The organism is Streptomyces sp. NPDC050315, assembly GCF_040655775.1.
GTDB lineage: Bacteria > Actinomycetota > Actinomycetes > Streptomycetales > Streptomycetaceae > Streptomyces.
Map to the genome: position 1 here is coordinate 473,130 of NZ_JBFAKN010000002.1, position 17,336 is coordinate 490,465.

Consider the following 17,336-nt stretch of genomic DNA (forward strand, 5'->3'; position numbering starts at 1 on the left):
TAGGGCCTTGACCATAGGCGATGCTCAGCCTGTGCTGTCCCCTCAGGGGACGAAGCGCGGTTGGCCAGGGTTCCGCCGGTGCCCACGCCGACAGTTGCTGTGACAGAACGGGCATGAATCGCTCATCGAGCGGTCGGATTCGGGCGGCGGGAAGATCATTCTGCCCGTCGCCGCGGGCGGCCCGCAACGTCGGGTGTACGCGGCCGGACGCCGTCCAGGACCGTGTCCACGATCTGCTCGGCGAGCCCCTCGGGGAGCTCCTTCCACTCGTGCAGCAGCGCCCGGGAGAGCATCGGCGCCACGAAGAGGTCGGCGAGGACGTCGATGTCGCAGTCCCCGCGTATCTCGCCGCTCTCGATGCCGCGCCGCAGGACGGCCAGCAGCGCGTCGCGGCGCGCCTGGACGACCGTGTCGTGGTACTCGCGCCAGAGCTCGGGCTGCGCCTTGACCTGGGTGATCACCGTCCGCAGCAGGGCGGAGTTGCGCTTGGCCAGGCCGCGCCGGCGCAGGAACTCCAGCAGCAGTACGAGGTCGTCGCGGACCGACTCCCCGGGCAGCTCGGGGGTCTCCTCCTCCAGGGAGCGCATCACGTCGAGCATCAGGCCGGCCTTGCCGGACCAGCGCCGGTACACCGTGGCCTTGCCGACGCCCGCCTCTCTGGCTATGCGCTCCATCGACAGATCGGCCAGCGGGACATCGCGCTCCAGGAGGTCCAGCACGCTCTCGATGATCGTGGACTCCAGCGCTTCGTTGCGCGGCCGCCCGGGCCTTCGAGGAGCAGCGGCACAGGGGACCTCGGGCGCGACGGACGGCTTCACTTCGGTCCGCTCGGGCACTGCGGACGGCTGTACTGCGGTCCGCTCCGCCTCATCGGCCCCTGCCCCGCCCCGTTTCGCGCTCGTCACGCCTGGTCCGCCTCTCGTTCCGTACGCCGTGGGGCACCGTTACGGTTTCCCCGCGGGAGCAGTCTCTCGCGGCGTCTCCCGGCCCTGATCGGCAGCCCGGTCGGCCGCCTTCCCGGGCAGGAAGAACCCGACGACCAGTGCGCCGACGACCGCGACCGCGGCGGAGCCGAGCGCGGTGACATGCATGGCGTGCACGAACGCGTCATTGGCCGCGGCGGCCAGCTGCCGCCCGGCCGGCCCCAGCTTCTCCGCGACGCCGAGCGTGGCCTCGATGGACTCGCCCGCCGCGTGCCGCGCGCCCGCCGGCAGCCCCGGTACGGAGTTCAGCGTGCCCTGGATGCCGTCGCGGTAGCTCGCGGACAGCAGGGAGCCCAGTACGGCGACCCCGAGCGTGCCGCCGACCTGCCGGAACGTGTTGTTCAGCGCCGAGCCGGAGCCGGCCTTCTCGCGCGGCAGGGACTGCATGATCGAGACCGTGACCGGCGGCATGATGTGCGCCATGCCCGTGCCCTGGAGGAAGAAGAGCACCTCCAGCACGAAGATCGGGGTGTCGGTGTCCATGAGCAGGAAGCCGGACATCGTGCCGGCGACCAGCAGCATGCCGACTGTACAGACGGCCTTCGCGCCGAAGCGGTCGACGACGAGCCGGGCCCGCGGCGCGAAGATCATCTGGGCGGCGGCCAGCGGCAGGATCAGCAGGCCCGCCTGGAGCGGGGTGTAGCCGCGCACGCTCTGGATGTAGAACACCATGAAGAACGTGACGCCCATCAGCGCAAAGAAGACCAGCGCGATCGCCGCCACGGCCGCCGAGAAGGCGGGCTTGCGGAAGTAGCTGATGTCGATCGACGGGTGATCGATGCGCTTCTCGTACAGCACGAATCCGACCAGTACGAGCAGCCCGCCGAGAACCGTGCCGAGCACCTGCGGGTCGGTGAAGTCGGCGAGCTGGCCGCCCTTGATGATGCCGTACACCAGGAGCACGAGGCCGACGACGGACAGCAGCACGCCCACCGGGTCCAGCCTGCCGGGCCGGGGATCCTTGCTGTCCGGGACCAGGAGCACCATCGCGGCCAGCGCGATCAGCACGATCGGAACGTTGACCAGGAAGACCGAACCCCACCAGAAGTGGTCCAGCAGCAGCCCGCCCGCGATCGGGCCGATGGCGATGGCCAGACCGACGCCACCGGCCCAGATACCGATGGCCTTCGGCTGCTCGTCGCGCTCGAAGACGTTCATGAGGATGGCGAGCGTGGCCGGCATGACCAGCGCGCCGCCCAGACCCATCACGGCGCGGAAGGCGATCAGCTGGCCGGGCGAGCCGGAGACCGCGGCCAGTACGGACCCGAGACCGAAGATCACCAGACCGGTCAGCAGGATCTTCTTCCGGCCCAGCCGGTCCCCGAGGAGCCCCGCGGTGAACAGCAGGCCCGCGAAGACCAGCGTGTACGAGTTGATCGCCCACTCCAGCTGGCTCTGACTGGCGCCGAGGCCGGTGGGGGCCGGGGTGGCGATCGTCTTCATCGCCACGTTCAGGATGCTGTTGTCCAGGACGACGATCAGCAGGCTGAGCATCAGCACACCGAGGATCGCCCACCGGCGGCGGTGGATGTGCTCGGGGACCTGCCGGGCGGCGGCCCGTGCCGCGGCTATGTCGCCGGCGCCGGGCGAGGAATCGGAAGAACGTGCCATACGGACCAGCGTACGCCCTTTTCGATACGGAACCGTTCCGTATTTTAGTTGCAGGGGCCAGCCATCCCTGCCCGCTGCTCTTCCGCCGCCGCGCGCGGGCGTGTCAGCATGGGTGGTGAGTCCGGGGACGCCGTCAGGGCGCCTCGAGATGACCTGAACAGGAGCCGTCGTGATGACGCAGATTTCGCCTGCCCAGACGCAGGACCCGAAGGCCGGCACCGCACCCGAGAAGTCACCGGCCGACAAGTCCGCAGCCGACAAGTCGCTGTACGGCGGCAAGCGGTCCCGCCGCGTCACCGTCCGCGACATCGCCGCCGCCAAGGCCCGCAGCGACAAGTGGCCCATGCTCACCGCGTACGACGCGATGACCGCCTCCGTATTCGACGACGCGGGCATCCCTGTACTGCTCGTCGGCGACTCGATGGGCAACTGCCACCTCGGGTACGACTCGACCGTCCCGGTCACGATGGACGAGATGACGCTGCTGTCCGCCGCCGTCGTACGCGGCACGGAGCGCGCCCTCGTCGTCGCCGACCTGCCCTTCGGCTCGTACCAGGAAGGTCCCGTCCAGGCTCTCCGGAACGCCACTCGGCTGGTCAAGGAGGCCGGCGTGGGCGCGGTGAAGCTGGAGGGCGGCGAGCGCTCGGCGGAGCAGATCAAGCTGCTGGTCGACGCCGGTATCCCGGTCATGGCCCACATCGGGCTGACCCCGCAGTCCGTCAACGCCTTCGGCGGCTACCCCGTCCAGGGGCGCGGCGAGGAGGCGGCCCAGCAGCTGCTGCGGGACGCCAAGGCGGTGCAGGACGCGGGCGCGTTCTCGGTGGTCCTGGAGGCGGTACCGGCCGGGCTGGCCGCCGAGGTCACCCGCTCGCTGCACATCCCCACCATCGGTATCGGCGCGGGCCTGGAGTGCGACGCGCAGGTCCTGGTCTGGACGGACATGGCCGGGATGACGAAGGGCCGGGTGCCGCGCTTCGTGAAGCAGTACGCGCAGCTGCGCGAGGCGCTGGGCGGCGCGGCGAAGGCGTTCGCCGAGGACGTGGTGGGCGGCACGTTCCCGGCTGAGGAGCACACCTTCCACTGAGGATTTCCGATTCCCGCGGGGCGCTGCCGGTGATCCGGCAGCGCCCCGCGCATGTCTTCCGGCGGTCCGCGTTGCGCGCGAGTCGGCGGTCCGCGTCGGCGGCCGACCGGCGGTCCTCGTCGGTGGCCTGTCGGCGTTCTGTCGGTGGCCCATCGGCGTCCGACCTGCGCTGTAGGCGCTCTGTCGGGGCATTGTCAGTGGTGCCTGTCACTGTGGACCCATGACGCAGAACACACACTCCGCCGACGGCCGCGCGGCCGTCCAAGTCCGTGGCCTGGTCAAGCACTTCGGCGATGTCAAGGCCGTCGACGGAGTGGACCTGGACGTGCGGGAAGGCACGGTCATGGGCGTGCTCGGGCCGAACGGCGCGGGCAAGACCACGCTCGTGCGCTGTCTGTCCACGCTCCTCGTCCCCGACGCCGGCACGGCGATCGTGGCCGGGTACGACGTCGTGCGCCAGCCGCGCGCCCTGCGCCGCACGATAGGCCTGACGGGGCAGTACGCCTCCGTCGACGAGAAGCTCTCCGGCCGGGAGAATCTGTACATGATCGGGCGGCTGCTCGATCTCTCCCGCAAGGACGCCCGGGCGCGCGCGGACGAGCTGCTGGAGCGGTTCTCGCTCACCGAAGCCGCCAAGCGCCCCGCGGGCAAGTACTCCGGCGGCATGCGCCGCCGCCTCGACCTCGCGGCGTCGATGATCGGCAAGCCCGCCGTGCTGTATCTGGACGAGCCGACCACCGGCCTCGACCCGCGCACGCGGAACGAAGTCTGGGACGAGGTCAACCACATGGTCCGCGACGGCGCGACGGTGCTGCTGACCACGCAGTACATGGAAGAGGCCGAGCGGCTGGCCGACGAGCTGACCGTCGTCGACCGCGGCCGGGTGATCGCCGAGGGCCGGGTGGAAGAGCTGAAGGCCAAGGTCGGCGGGCGCACGCTGCAGATCCGCCCGGCGGTCCGCGCGGAGCTGGACCGGATGGTCGGCGCGATCGCGCAGGCGGGTCTGGACGGCATAGCAGGCGCCACGGCGGACCCCGAGGAGGGCGTGGTGAACGTCCCGATCATCAGCGACGAGCAGCTGACCGCGGTGGTCAACGTCCTCGGCGAGCGCGGCTTCGCGCTCGCCGGCATCAACACCCATCTGCCCAGCCTGGACGAGGTCTTCCTGGCCATCACCGGCCAGAAGACGTCCGAGGCCGACGCGGCCGCCGAGCCGGCGTCCGCCCAGTACGAGGAGGTCGCGGCATGAGCGCCGCAACGATCACGGTGCCGGCCGCGAAGCCCGGGGCCGCCGAGGGCCGGATCGGCCTGCGGGCCAATGTCCGCCACATCGGCGCACTGGTCCGGCGGAATGCCCTGCAGATCAAGCAGGACCCGGAGTCGATGTTCGACGCCCTGCTGATGCCCATCGTCTTCATCCTGCTGTTCGTGTACGTCTTCGGCGGCGCCATCGCCGGCAAGGGCAATCAGCAGCAGTACGTCCAGTACTTGGTCCCCGGCATGATGGCGATGATGGGCATGAACATCGCCATGGCGGTCGGCACGGGCGTCAACGAGGACTTCCGCAAGGGCGTGATGGACCGGTTCCGCACGATGCCCATCGCGCGCTCCTCGGTCCTGATAGCCAAGATCGTCGTGGAGGTCGGCCGGATGCTGGTCGCCACCGCGATCCTGCTCGGCATGGGCTTCCTGCTCGGCCTGGAGATCAAGGGCTCGCCGCTGGAGTTCATCGGTGCCATCGCGCTGTCGACCGTCTTCGGCGCCGCCGTGATGTGGATCTTCATCCTGCTGGGGCTGGCCCTGAAGACGCCGCAGGCGGTGCAGGGCATGGCGTTCCTGGTGCTGATGCCGCTGCAGTTCGGCTCGTCGATCTTCGCGCCGACCGCGTCGATGCCGGGCTGGCTGGAGGGGTTCACCAAGGTCAACCCACTGTCGAACCTCGCCGACGCGGCCCGCAACCTCCTCGCAGGCGAGGGCCCGATAGCCCATCCGGCCCTGATCACGCTGGCCTGGGCGATAGCCATCACAGCCGTCGCGATGCCGCTGGCGGTCAGAAAGTTCCGGTCGAAGACCTGAGCCCGTGCGGGGCTTGGGGGAGCTGGGAGGTCATTTGAGCCCCGCGGCGCTTTGGAGAGCAGGGAGGTCAGATGAGGTCGAGGGCCTCGTCGAGGGGGAGGGCGGCGCCCTCGGCGTGGGCGGACGCGTAGTCCGCCGCGCCGAGGACGGCGCGTACGGCCGCTTCGGCCGCCTCGCGGGAGAGGCGGAGGATGCGTGACGCATGCTGCCGGGGCGCGCGCAGCGCGTCGAAGGCACCGAGCAGCCGGGCGCCGTCCGCCGCGCCGTCCGGGCCGCCGGTCAGGGCCAGTACGCGGGCGGCGACGGGCAGTTGGGACAGCGGCAGGTCGGGGGTGACGGCATGGGTGAGCGGGGAGCGCATCTTCGCGACGGCGCCGCGCACGGTCGCCAGTACGCCGTCGTACCGCCCCTCGTCCACGTCCAGCGCGGCCAGCGCTCCCTCGACCATGCCGAGGAACATCTCCGGTGCCGAGCGTTCGAGGAACTCCTCCCGTACGAGCAGGAGGTGGTGCCGGGACTCCTCGGTCCGGCCGGCCGTTGCCAGCCAAGTGGCCAGCTGGATGCGGGCGTAGGGCACGGCGTCGCGGCTGTGCCGGCCTTCTTCCAGCACCTCGTGCAGCAGCCGCTCGCCCTGCTCGACGTCGCCCGACTCGATCAGTGCGCCGCCCAGCCGGGTCTTGAGCAGCGGGAGCTGGCCGTGGGCGCCGAGGTCCGCGGCGTACCGCATGGCGGCGCGGTAGTCGTCGGCGGCGGGGCCGTACTCGCCGTGCCCCTCGCGGGACTCGCCGCGGCCGGCCAGCGCCTCGGCGACTCCCCAGGCGTCGCCGATCCGGCGGAAGATCTCCAGCGACTCGCCGGCGTCGCGGGTCGCCTGGGGCAGGCCGCCGGGCCGGTCGTTCTGGATCTTCGCCCGCAGCTGGAGGATGAACGCCAGCTCCCAGTCGTAGCCGTATTCGCGACAGCCGCGCACGGTGTCGTCGACCAGCTCGACCAGGTCCGCGAAGCGGCCGGTCAGCATGACGGCGTAGAACCACATCACGCCCGGCACCCGGCAGGTCTGCGGCAGCCCGCCGCGGTAGGCGCTGATGATGCCCCGCAGCTCCTCCTGCTGCTCGAAACGCTGCAGCGCCTCCATGTCGCTGTCCACGCTGGCCAGCGCGACCAGCCGGACCTGTCGGCGGGCTTCGAGGAGCTGCTCGGGCGGCATCGGGGGCGGCGCGTCGATCGGGCGGTCGGACAGCGGCGGGGCCGGGGTGACCGGCGGCAGGAAGGGGCTCGGGCCGAGCGCGGCGGCCGCGGTCGACCAGGTACGGGCGTCGCCGCGGTGGTCGCGCAGCGTCCAGAACCACTGCAGGGACAGTACGAGACAGAGCGCCTCGTGCTCGTCGCGCGCGGCGACGGCGCGGCGCAGGGCGGTGCGGAGGTTGTCGTGCTCCCGCTCCAGCCGGTCCAGCCAGTGGCGCTGCTCGGGGCCGCGGAGCAGGGGGTCGGCGGCGCGGGCGAGCTCGCGGTACGCGACGAGGTGGCGGCGCTCGACAACGGCCCGCTCCCCCGCCTCGTCCAACCGCTCCCCGGCGTACTCCCCCACGGTCTCCAGCAGCCGATACCGCATCTCGCCCCCGGCCGACGGCACGGCCACAACAAGCGACTTGTCGACAAGCGACCCGAGCAGCGGGGCGATGTCGTTGGGGGCGACGGGGGTGGGGGTGGTGGGGGTGGTGGGGTTGGAGGCGACCGGGCCGGAGGCGGCGGCTCCCGAGGTGGCGGGGCCGGAGGCGACCGGGCCGGAGGCGGACAGGCCGGGTTCGGCGAGGCCGGGGGCGGCAGGTCCGGCGGTCCCAACGGTCCCGACCGTGGTCCCGGCTCCGCCCTCGGGGGCATAGGTGTCCTCCGGGGCGTCCGCGCAGACGGATTCTGCTGCGGCGAGGTCCGTGCCGCCGGAGAAGACGGAGAGGCGGCGGAGGACCGCGCGTTCGGGCGCGTCGAGCAGGTCCCAGGACCAGTCGACGACCGCACGGAGGGTCTGCTGGCGCGGCAGTACCGTACGGCTGCCGCTGGTCAGCAGCCGGAAGCGGTCGTCCAGGCGGTCCGCGAGCTGGCGCGGCGCGAGCGACCGCAGCCGGGCGGCGGCCAGTTCGACGGCCAGCGGCAGGCCGTCCAGGCGGCGGCAGATCTCGGCGCACGCCTCCGGGTCGTCCTCGATGCGGAAGCCGGGCCGGGCCGCGGCGCCCCGGTCGGCGAGCAGCCGCAGCGCGACGGGGTCGGGCAGCGGCTCCACCGGGCGGACCAGCTCGCCCGGTACGGCGAGCGGCTCCCGGCTGGTGGCCAGCACGCTCACGCCCGGGCACTCGGCGAGCAGCCGTTCCGCGAGCCGGGCCGCCGCGTCGACGACGTGCTCGCAGTTGTCCAGTACGAGCAGCATCCGGCGGCCCGCGCAGTGCTCGGCGAGCTGCGCGAGCGGGTCGAAGGCGAGCGGGTCGGCGGCGGCGCGCAGCCCCTCGGCGGCGCTGCCGCGGACCACGGTCTCACGGGCGCCGAGCGCGGTGAGCACGGCTTCCGGCACGGTGCCGGGGTCGGCGACGGGGGCCAGCTCCGCGAACCACACGCCGTCCGGCCAGGCCCCGGGCGCGCCGGCCGCGGCGGCCTCCGCGCCCTCCTGCGACAGCCGCGTCTTCCCGGCGCCACCGGGCCCGAGCAGCGTCACCAGGCGGTGCCCCGCCAAATCCGCACGGAGCGCGCCCAGCTCCGCCTCCCGCCCGACGAACGAGGTCAACCGCGCCCGCAGATTCCCTGCAGGGCGCGGGGCCGGGGCGGATGTCGGAGCCGGGGCGGACGTCGGAGCCGGGCCGGGCGCCGAAGACGAAGCGGACGCCGCAGCCGGACTGGGCGTCGGGCCGGATGCCGAAGCCGGACCGGACGCCGGGCCAGATGCGGCCGCCGGGCCAGGCGCGGCAACCGGACCGGACGCCGAAGCCGGACTGGACGCCGGTCCAGCCGCGCTCCCCGCCCCCAAAAGCTCCGCGTGCAACGCGCGCAGCGGTGGGGACGGGTCCGTGCCCAGGCGGTCGGCGAGGTCGGCGCTCAGGGACGCGTACGCGGCCAGTGCCTCGGCTGTGCGGTTCGTGGCGTGCAGGGCGCGCAGGCGCAGGAGGTGGAGCGGCTCGTCGAGGGGGTGGCTGCGGCACAGCGCGGTGAGGGCCGGCAGCGCCTCGTCGGCGCGGCCGAGGGCCAGATCGGCGGCCAGGCGGGTGCGCCGCGCGTCCAGGTGCAGCCGTTCGATCCCGGCCGCCTCCGCGAGCGCGTCGGGGAGGTCGGCGAGGGCGGGCCCGCGCCACAACGCGAGCGCGTCGTCCAGCAGCGCGGCGGCCTTCGCCGGGTCGCCGTCCGCCAGCGCCCGTTCGCCCTCGCCCGCCAGCCGCTCGAAGCGGTGCAGGTCGACGTCGTCGGGGTCGGCGGCCAGGTAGTAACCGCCGGTCACGGAGACGACCGCGGCATGGCCGAGGGCCCGCCGCAGCCGCCCGACGAGCGCCTGCAGCGCGGCTCCCGCGTCCCGCGGCTCCGAGTCCGGCCCCCAGACCTCCGCGATCAGCGTGTCCGGCGTACGGGGGCGCCCCGGCGTGCGCGCCAAGGCGGCGAGGAGTGCGCGCAGGCGGGCGCCGCCGAGGGCGACGGCGGTCCCGTCGTCCCGGCATGCCTGGGTCGTCCCGAGGATTCCGTAACGCACCGGCCCATTGTCGTCCACGCCGCGTACGCCTCGCCCGTCCCCCACCACTGCCCGCACCCCGTCGCCCCCCCGCTCCCTCACGTCGCTGTCTCTCCCGAACGGCCCGGCCCCCGCCGAACCCCGTATCTCCCGAACGGCCCGGCCCCGCCGGACCCGTCCCCGCCGAACCGGGCCCCCGCGAAGTCGAGCCCCCGCGGAGTCGAGCTCCCCGCCGAACCCGGCCCCCACCGATTCCAGCCTCGCCGAACCCGATCCCCACCGATTCCAGCCCCGCCGAACCCCGATCCCCGCCGAGTCCTGCCCCCGACGGCCACCCGCCGGGCCACCCGTCAGCCACCCGGCTCCCGCTACGGATCCGCCACCGTGGCCGCCACGGATTCACCACCAAGGATCCAGACTGCCTGGAACCACCGGCATACCGCTCCTCGTTTTCCGTTGTACGATCCGCCGCCCGCCCACCACACGACCGGCCCCGCCCGCGCACGACCCGCCCGCTCACCACACCACCGGCCCCGCCGCGCACGACCGTCCGCCCACCACACGACCGGCCCCCGCCGCGAACGACCCGCCCGTACGACTCACCCCACCCCTCAGGAGCACCGCACGATGACCACCGCAGTACGGCGCGCGGACCGGCGCGTCAGTCCCGTCTTTCTCGCGCTCGTCGCCGCCATGGCGGCGTCGGGCTGGTACGTGTGGACGGACAAGCTCGCCGCGAACACGGGCCTCGCCGTGTTCCTGTTCGTGGTCTCGGGGTGGATCGTCTCGCTCTGCCTGCACGAGTACGCACACGCCCGTACGGCACTGCACAGCGGCGACATCTCGATCGGCGCGAAGGGCTATCTGACGCTCAACCCGCTGAAGTACACCCACGCGCTGCTCAGCATCGTGCTGCCGGTAATCTTCGTGATCATGGGCGGGATCGGGCTGCCGGGCGGCGCGGTGTTCATCGAGCGCGGCCGGATCAGGGGCCGCTGGCGGCACAGCCTGATCTCGGCGGCGGGCCCGCTGACGAACATCCTGTTCGCCGCGGTGGTCACCGCGCCGTTCTGGCTGGGCGCGATGGACGGCGTGCCGCAGCCGTTCCGGTACGCGCTCGCGTTCCTGGCATTGCTGCAGGTCACGGCCGCGATCCTGAACTTCGTACCGGTGCCGGGGCTGGACGGGTACGGCGTGCTGGAGCCGTGGCTGCCGTACAAGCTGCGGCGGCAGGTGGAGCCGTTCGCGCCGTTCGGGCTGCTCGCGGTCTTCGCGCTGCTGTGGGCGCCGGGTGTGAACCAGGCGTTCTTCGAGGCGGTGGACGCCATCCTGCGGGTGCTGGGCGTCTCCCAGATCGACACCTACCTCGGGCAGGAGTTCTTCCGCTTCTGGCAGGGCGAGCCGCAGACGTTCTAGCGGGGCGCGCCCTCCGGGGCCTGCGCCGCCGCTTGCGCGGCCTCCCGCTCCAGCTTGGCGCGGCGGAGGTAGAACCACGCCATGTTGCTGGAGACGCCGGCCACCAGGACCCACGCGATGCCGATCAGGTTGCCCGCCGCGAAGGAGACGACGGCCGCGACGACCGCCAGTACGCAGATGACGAGGGCGAAGACGGCGAGGCGCCGGGCCGGGCCGGACGAGGGCAGGGCGGGCATGGGGCGGGGCTCCTGTCGGGGTACTGCGTACGCGGTCCCCTCCAGTGTCCCCCATGCCCGGCCCCACCCGACCCCGGCCCGCCGCTCCCGCGGGCCGGGCCACCAGCCGACCCTGGCCCGTCGCTCACACGTCCGTGACCCGCAACCCCGCATGTGCCTTGTATCGCCGATTGGTGGAGATCAGGTTGGCGACCAGGGACTCGACCTGGTGGGCGTTGCGCAGTCGGCCGGCGAAGACGCCGCGCATGCCGGAGATGCGGCCGGCCAGCGCCTGGACCACGTCCGTGTCGGCCCGCTTCTCGCCCAGCACCATCACGTCCGTGTCGATCTTCTCGACGGCCGGGTCCTGGAGGAGCACCGCCGAGAGGTGGTGGAAGGCGGCCGTGACGCGCGACTCCGGGAGCAGCGCGGCGGCCTGCTCGGCCGCGCTGCCCTCCTCGGGCTTGAGCGCGTACGCGCCCTTCTTGTCGAAGCCGAGCGGGTTGACGCAGTCGATGACGAGCTTGCCGGCCAGCTCCGTACGGAGCGACTCCAGCGTCTTGGCGTGCCCCTCCCAGGGGACCGCCACGATCACCACGTCGGAGCGGCGCGCGCACTCCGCGTTGTCCGCGCCCTCCACACCGTGCCCGAGCTCGTCCGCCGCGGCCTGCGCCCGCTCGGCCGCGCGCGAGCCGATGATCACCTTCTGGCCCGCCCGGGCGAACCGGTAGGCGAGCCCGCGCCCCTGGTCACCCGTGCCGCCGAGCACGCCGATGACCAGTTCGGACACATCAGGGAGGTCCCAAGGATCCCTCTTGAGCGCCTTCTTGGCCTCGGTCGCGACATTCACCGGAGTCGTGGAGTTCACGGGCTGCGCATCGTCAGGAGTAGTCATGCCAGCGATACTGGCACGCCGCGCCCCTGCCGGGCAGTCAGCCGCAACGTGCCAGTGATCACGATGAAACCCCCTCCCCGCCGGTCACGCCTTCACGCTCCCCTCCGTCAGCCCCGTCCGCCAGTACCGCTGCAGCACCGTCATCAGGATCATCAGCGGCAGGACGGAGAGGAACGCGCCGCCGACGGTGTACTGGTACAGCTCCGGCTGCCGGTCGGCGTAGCCGGTCCAGGACGTCAGGCCCAGCTGGATCGGGTACAGGTCGGAGTCGGAGAGCATCACCAGCGGCAGGAAATAGTTGTTCCAGATGTGCACGAACTGGAAGAGGAAGACGGTGACCAGCGCGGGGATCATCAGCCGCAGCCCGAGCCCGGAGAAGATCCGCCACTCCCCCGCGCCGTCGATCCGGGCCGCCTCCAGCAGCGAGTCGGGCACGGCGGCGGCCGCGTAGATCCGGCACAGGTAGACGCCGAAGGGGCTGACCACGCTGGGGATCAGCACGGACCAGTAGGTGTTGGACATCCCGAAGCCGCTGAAGAGGAAGTAGAGCGGGAGGGCCAGGGCGGTGCCGGGGATCAGGACGCCGGCCAGGATGACGTTGAAGATTCCTTCTCGGCCCGGGAAGGGGAACTTCGCGAGCGCGTAGCCGGCCGCCGCGGACAGCAGCGTCGCGGCGAGCGCGCCGACGCCCGCGTACAGCGTGGAGTTGGCGAACCAGCGGGCGTAGATGCCGTTGTCGTAGGTGAGGACGTCGGTCAGGTACTGGACCGGGCGCGGGTTCGCGAACCAGAAGCCGAAGCTGCCGAAGAGGTCGCCGCTGCTCTTCGTGGCGGAGACCACGAGCCAGTACACCGGTACGAGGAAGTAGACGGCGGCGAGGGTCAGCAGGGTGCAGGTGATGATGCGGTAGCGGAGCGCGGCGGGTGTCATCGGCCGGCGGGTCATCGGCCGTCCTCCTTTCCGCGCTGTCCGACCAGCCGCAGGAAGCCGAACGACAGGACGCAGGCGACCAGCGCCAGCAGGACCGCCTCGGCGGCCGCGAGGTGCTGGTTGTTGCCGACGAACGCCTCGCTGTAGGCGTGCAGGTTGGGCGTGTAACCGGAGTCGATGGAGGAGGCCAGCGGCCGCAGCACCATCGGCTCGGCGAACAGCTGGAGCGTGCCGATGATGGAGAAGACGCAGGTCAGGACGAGGGCTGGACGGATGAGCGGGATCTTGATGTGGAGGGCTACCTGGCGGGCGTTGGCGCCGTCGATGCGCGCCGCCTCGTACAGCTCCTGCGGTACCGCCTTGAGCTGGGAGATCAGGACGAGCATGTTGTAGCCGGTGAACTGCCAGGTGACGATGTTGGCGATGGACCACAGGACCGTGCCGCGGGAGAGGAAGTCCACGTCCCAGCCGACCTCCTGGGCCATCTTCACCAGCGGGCTGATCCCGGGGACGTAGAGGAAGCCCCAGAGGATCGAGGCGATGACGCCGGGGACGCCGTATGGGAGGAAGAACGCGCTGCGGAAGAAGGTGACCCAGCGGGCGCTCGCGCTTTCGAGGAGCAGCGCCAGGACGGTCGCCAGGATGATCATGAGTGGGATCTGTACGGCGCCGAAGAGCAGCACCCGGCCGAAGCCGGAGAGGAAACGGTCGTCCGCGAGCGCCTGCGCGTAGTTGGCCAGCCCGGCGAAGACCTCGCGCTCCGCGCCGCCGAGGCCGAGCGGACCGGTGCGCTCGGTCTTGTGCAGGCTCTGCCAGATCGCGTACACGATGGGCGCGATGAAGGTGAGGAGGAAGAGCGCGAGGAAGGGGAGCAGGAAGCCCGCCGCGGCGCGGGCGTTACGGGCTTCCGTACGGGTCGGCCGTCTCACCCGCCGCTCTCCACCTTCAGGCCCTTGCCCTTGAGGTCGCTCACGGTCTGCGCCTGGACCTTCTTCAGTACCGAGCGGAAGGAGTCGCCGCTGCTCAGCGCCTCGGTGAAGGCGTCGCCCAGGCGCTGGTAGAGGGTGTCGACGCCGGGTCCCCACTGCCAGCTGGTGTCCACGTGGTCACCGGCCTCCCGGAAGACCTGGCTGTACGCCTGCCCGCCGAAGAACTCCTTGTGGACGTCCAGGTCGCTGGTCTCGTAGCCGGTCTTCGCGCTGGGGAAGCCGTAACCGCCCTCGATGAGCAGCTTGATCGCTTCGGGGTCGGTGTTGAGCCAGACGGCGAAGTCGAGGGCGTCCTTGGGGTAGCCGGCGCCCGCGAAGACGGCGGTGGTGGAGCCGCCCCAGTTGGCCTGCGCGTTCGCGCCCTTGGTCCACTGCGGCAGCGGTACGGCGCGCCACTTGCCCTTGGTGTCCGGCGCGTTGCCGACCAGCAGTGCGTCGCCCCAGCTGGCGCCGAGCCAGGCGGGGATGGCGCCGGTCTGGATGTCCTTGTACCAGGCGTTCTGCCGGTCCGGGATGGTCTTGACGAGCTTCTGCTTGACCAGTGCCTCCCAGTAGTCGGCGACCTTGCGGGTGGGTTCGTCGTCGACGGCGACGGTCCAGTTGTCGCCCTCGGCGGTGTACCACTTGGCGCCCGCCTGCCAGGCGTAGCCCGCGAAGCGGTTGCCGTTGGTGGGCGCGAAGGTCTCGATCCAGGCGCCCTTCTTGCGGATCTTCTTGGCCGCGGCCTCGTACTCGTCCCAGGTGGCGGGCGGCTCGATGTCCCACTTGTCGAAGAGGTCCCGGCGGATGAACAGGCCCATCGGGCCGGACGCCTGCGGGATGGCGTAGACGCCCTTGCCGAAGACGGACTGCTGCCACTGCCAGCCCACGAACTTGCTCTTGTACCGTTCGCCGCCGACGGTGGTCAGGTCCAGCAGCCCGTTGTCCAGCAGGAAGCTGGGCACGACGGGGAACTCGATCTGGGCGAGGTCGGGCGGATTGCCCGCCTTGATCGCGGCGTGCATCTTGGCGTACTGGGCGCCGTTGACCGCCGAGACCTTCTCGACCTTGACCTGGACCTCGGGATTCTTGCTGTTCCACAGGTCGACGGGCTTGTCGATGCCGGGCACCCAGGACCAGAAGGTGAGGGTGATCTTCTGGCCCTTCTTGCGCTCCTTGGGCGCGGCCTTCTTGTCCTCGCCGCCGTCGCCGCAGCCGGCGAGCGCGAAGCCGGCGGCCACTGCCGCGGCCCCGCCCAGTACGGATCTGCGGCGCGCGCCGCCCGGAAAACTCGTGTCGTACGTCCTCATGCCAGCTCCTCCACGGGGATGCGGCGGAAGGTGATCGTCGAGTAGGCGCTGAAGTCGCCGGTTTCGTAGAGCAGTCCGACGGTGTCGGGGTCGATCCGTACGAGGTCGGAGTAGGCGGCCGGGAGGCCGTTGACGGTGTGCGTGTCGTGCCAGGTCAGGCCGTGGTCGCGGCTGGCGCGTACGGTCATCAGGGCGCGGGACTCACGGTCGGCGGGGGCGGAGAAGAGCAGTACGTCCGGGGTGCCGAGGTGGAGCACGCTGCCCTGGACGACGGGCGCGGCGAGACCGACCTGGGCTCTGAAAGGTTTCTCCAGACGCTCCCCGCCGTCGGCGGAGTAGGCGTCGACGCGGGTGCCGGGCGCGCCGGAGTCGTTGCGGGCGTTGAAGTAGAGGCGGCCGCCGGGGAGTTCGGCGGCGGTGGTCTCGTTGGTGTTGATGTAGCCGTTGGGGTTGGAGTCGGTGTAGCCGATGCGCCAGGTCGCGCCGGAGTCGTCGCTGAGGAGGCTGTGCCCGCCGTCGTAACGGCCCTCGCTCCCGGTGTCGCCGGGGACGGTGGGGGCGATCGAGTGGTTGGCGGGGACGACGAGCCGGCCGGCGTACGGTCCGTCGCGGAGCTGGAGGGCGTGGCCGGGGGTGGTGGCGTACCACCGCCAGTTCGCCCGTTTGGTCTGCGCGGTGATCTCGCGCGGGGTACTCCAGGTGCCGCCGTCGTCGTCGCTGTGCTGGATCCAGACGCGGCGGCCGTCGGCGGTGGAGACCTCGCCGCGCCGGATGGCGCTTTCGGTGGCGCTGCCCGCGTTGCGTACGTGGACGACCACCGTGCGGCCGGAGTGCGGGCCGGTGTGCAGGACGACGGGGGCCGGGTTGCCGGCCGTGCCGGTGCCGTTGCGGTCGACGACGGTCAGCGGGCCCCAGGTACGGCCGCCGTCGGTGGAGCGCCGCAGTACGAGGTCGATGTCGCCGGTGTCGGACGCCGAGGCGACGCGGCCCTCGGCGAAGGCGAGCAAGGTGCCGGTCCGCGTCACGACCGCGGCCGGGATGCGGTAACTGGCGTAACCGCCGGTCCCGGCGCGGAAGGGTTGAGAGGTCTCGTACGCCACGGGCAGCCCCTAACGACCAGACGTAGGACGTCCCTTGTCCTGCGGTGACCATAGGGAGCGCCCAACGGGGCGTCAAGGCACCCGACATGACCCGTGTCGCCCGCCTCGCGCGTATGCCACAGGCGGCGGAACTGCGGGTGAACTGCGGCTGTACGCAAGGGGTACGGGCGCGGCGGACCTTCGGGAGCCGAGCGGGTCCCGGCCCGTTACACCGCGTCCTTCAGCCGCTCCCGGATGCCGTCGAAGTGCCGGTGCATCGCCTCGACCGCGCGGTCGCCGTCGCCCGCCTCCAGCGCGGTGACGATCTCCGCGTGCTGACGCCAGGTCACCTCCGGTTCCTGGCTGCTGTCGTCCAGGTCCTTGCGGACCCGGCGCAGCGCATCCCAGAAGGCGTCCAGCACCTCGCTGAGCAGGTGGTTGCCGAGCGAGCGGTACAGCGCGAGGTGGAAGGCGCGGTCGGTGCCGCTCTCCACCCGGCCGGCCGCCGCCTCCTTCTCCATCCGGTCGACCAGGCCGCGCAGTACGGTCAGGTCCTCCGGCGGCAGGCTGCGCGCGACCGCCCCGACGAGCCCGGCCTCCAGCGCCTCGCGGACCTCCATCAGCTCGTACAGGCTGGCCTCGCCCTGGTGGTGGCGGACCGCGGCCCGGAACGCGACGCCCTCCACGAAGGGGTCCAGGGTCAGCGTCCCGACGTACGTACCGAAGCCGTGCCGGATCTCGACGATGCGCATGGCCTGCAGCGCCTTGAGCGCCTCGCGGACGGAGTTCCGGCTGACGTCGAGCAGCTCGACCAGCTCGGCCTCGGTGGGCAGCGGGTCGCCGGGCACCAGCTTCCGCCGCAGGATGAGCTGCTTGATCTGCGCCTGGACGTCCTCGGACATCGTGCCGCGCGCCATGTGTCTGCCTCTCCGTCTCGCCGGGGTGGATCCGGATGACCGGGCCGGCGACCTCTTGACCGACCGCTCCGGGCCGGGTCTATTGTGACCCAGACATAGGACATCCCATGTCCTACATCCAACCTCCCCAGCCCCTGCATCCACCTCTG

The 17,336-nt window shown here is 71.9% G+C and carries 14 protein-coding genes; 4 read left to right on the plus strand and 10 right to left on the minus strand.

Translation table 11 applies throughout. The features are described from left to right. Positions 1-155 precede the first annotated feature (155 nt). Both AB0I82_RS09095 and AB0I82_RS09100 read right to left on the minus strand, forming a co-directional pair. Entirely contained in the window at positions 156-836 is a 681-nt protein-coding gene (locus AB0I82_RS09095) for a TetR/AcrR family transcriptional regulator (RefSeq protein ID WP_363256479.1), read from the minus strand. A gap of 108 nt (positions 837-944) precedes the next feature. Beyond that, a complete protein-coding gene (locus tag AB0I82_RS09100; RefSeq protein ID WP_363256915.1) occupies positions 945-2,477 on the minus strand; it encodes an MFS transporter in 1,533 nt (510 codons plus the stop codon). 289 nt (positions 2,478-2,766) lie between these two features. On the opposite strand from AB0I82_RS09100, the gene panB reads away from it, so the two are divergent. The 3 genes from panB (at position 2,767) to AB0I82_RS09115 (ending at position 5,754) form a co-directional block, all read left to right on the plus strand. Further along, complete coding sequence (gene panB, locus AB0I82_RS09105) at positions 2,767-3,678, plus strand: 3-methyl-2-oxobutanoate hydroxymethyltransferase (RefSeq protein WP_363256480.1); 912 nt, start codon at positions 2,767-2,769, stop codon at positions 3,676-3,678. A 220-nt stretch (positions 3,679-3,898) separates the two neighbouring features. Then, the gene (locus tag AB0I82_RS09110) at positions 3,899-4,927 is read left to right on the plus strand and encodes an ATP-binding cassette domain-containing protein (RefSeq protein WP_363256481.1); all 1,029 of its coding nucleotides are present in this window, start codon (positions 3,899-3,901) and stop codon (positions 4,925-4,927) included. After that, positions 4,924-5,754, plus strand: a complete 831-nt coding sequence (locus tag AB0I82_RS09115) for an ABC transporter permease (protein WP_363256482.1) — start codon at positions 4,924-4,926, stop codon at positions 5,752-5,754. The genes AB0I82_RS09110 and AB0I82_RS09115 overlap by 4 nt, the downstream gene beginning before the upstream one ends. 67 nt (positions 5,755-5,821) lie before the next feature. Here AB0I82_RS09115 and AB0I82_RS09120 read toward each other — a convergent pair whose 3' ends face one another. Beyond that, on the minus strand, positions 5,822-9,478 hold the full coding sequence (locus AB0I82_RS09120) for a BTAD domain-containing putative transcriptional regulator (RefSeq protein ID WP_363256483.1): 3,657 nt from the start codon (positions 9,476-9,478) through the stop codon (positions 5,822-5,824). 606 nt (positions 9,479-10,084) lie between these two features. On the opposite strand from AB0I82_RS09120, the gene AB0I82_RS09125 reads away from it, so the two are divergent. After that, positions 10,085-10,873 (plus strand): site-2 protease family protein, encoded by a 789-nt coding sequence (locus AB0I82_RS09125; protein WP_363256484.1) that lies wholly within the window; start codon positions 10,085-10,087, stop codon positions 10,871-10,873. Here the strand turns inward: AB0I82_RS09125 and AB0I82_RS09130 are convergent. The 7 genes from AB0I82_RS09130 to AB0I82_RS09160 form a co-directional block, all read right to left on the minus strand. Next, on the minus strand, positions 10,870-11,109 hold the full coding sequence (locus AB0I82_RS09130; RefSeq protein ID WP_363256485.1) for a hypothetical protein: 240 nt from the start codon (positions 11,107-11,109) through the stop codon (positions 10,870-10,872). The genes AB0I82_RS09125 and AB0I82_RS09130 overlap by 4 nt on opposite strands. Before the next feature lie 124 nt (positions 11,110-11,233). Beyond that, positions 11,234-11,983, minus strand: a complete 750-nt coding sequence (gene npdG / locus AB0I82_RS09135; RefSeq protein ID WP_363256486.1) for an NADPH-dependent F420 reductase — start codon at positions 11,981-11,983, stop codon at positions 11,234-11,236. A gap of 84 nt (positions 11,984-12,067) precedes the next feature. Continuing rightward, the gene (locus tag AB0I82_RS09140; RefSeq protein ID WP_363256916.1) at positions 12,068-12,913 is read right to left on the minus strand and encodes a carbohydrate ABC transporter permease; all 846 of its coding nucleotides are present in this window, start codon (positions 12,911-12,913) and stop codon (positions 12,068-12,070) included. A gap of 11 nt (positions 12,914-12,924) precedes the next feature. After that, a complete protein-coding gene (locus tag AB0I82_RS09145; protein ID WP_363256487.1) occupies positions 12,925-13,842 on the minus strand; it encodes a sugar ABC transporter permease in 918 nt (305 codons plus the stop codon). Continuing rightward, positions 13,839-15,191, minus strand: coding sequence for an extracellular solute-binding protein (locus AB0I82_RS09150; RefSeq protein WP_363256488.1), 1,353 nt, complete (start codon positions 15,189-15,191; stop codon positions 13,839-13,841). The genes AB0I82_RS09145 and AB0I82_RS09150 overlap by 4 nt, the downstream gene beginning before the upstream one ends. Further along, a complete protein-coding gene (locus AB0I82_RS09155; RefSeq protein ID WP_363256489.1) occupies positions 15,188-16,291 on the minus strand; it encodes a sialidase family protein in 1,104 nt (367 codons plus the stop codon). Before AB0I82_RS09155 ends, AB0I82_RS09150 begins: the two co-directional genes overlap by 4 nt. Before the next feature lie 206 nt (positions 16,292-16,497). Then, the gene (locus AB0I82_RS09160) at positions 16,498-17,187 is read right to left on the minus strand and encodes a FadR/GntR family transcriptional regulator (protein ID WP_363256490.1); all 690 of its coding nucleotides are present in this window, start codon (positions 17,185-17,187) and stop codon (positions 16,498-16,500) included. Between the last annotated feature and the right edge of the window lie 149 nt (positions 17,188-17,336).

Coding starts and splice junctions, on each gene's coding strand:
- AB0I82_RS09100 (WP_363256915.1), bottom strand. CDS start 2,477: ATGCTCAGCCTGCTGATCGTCGTCCTGGACAACAGCATCCTGAACGTG.
- panB (WP_363256480.1), top strand. CDS start 2,767: ATGACGCAGATTTCGCCTGCCCAGACGCAGGACCCGAAGGCCGGCACC.
- AB0I82_RS09110 (WP_363256481.1), top strand. CDS start 3,899: ATGACGCAGAACACACACTCCGCCGACGGCCGCGCGGCCGTCCAAGTC.
- AB0I82_RS09115 (WP_363256482.1), top strand. CDS start 4,924: ATGAGCGCCGCAACGATCACGGTGCCGGCCGCGAAGCCCGGGGCCGCC.
- AB0I82_RS09125 (WP_363256484.1), top strand. CDS start 10,085: ATGACCACCGCAGTACGGCGCGCGGACCGGCGCGTCAGTCCCGTCTTT.
- AB0I82_RS09130 (WP_363256485.1), bottom strand. CDS start 11,109: ATGCCCGCCCTGCCCTCGTCCGGCCCGGCCCGGCGCCTCGCCGTCTTC.
- npdG (WP_363256486.1), bottom strand. CDS start 11,983: ATGACTACTCCTGACGATGCGCAGCCCGTGAACTCCACGACTCCGGTG.
- AB0I82_RS09140 (WP_363256916.1), bottom strand. CDS start 12,913: ATGACACCCGCCGCGCTCCGCTACCGCATCATCACCTGCACCCTGCTG.
- AB0I82_RS09150 (WP_363256488.1), bottom strand. CDS start 15,191: ATGAGGACGTACGACACGAGTTTTCCGGGCGGCGCGCGCCGCAGATCC.
- AB0I82_RS09160 (WP_363256490.1), bottom strand. CDS start 17,187: ATGGCGCGCGGCACGATGTCCGAGGACGTCCAGGCGCAGATCAAGCAG.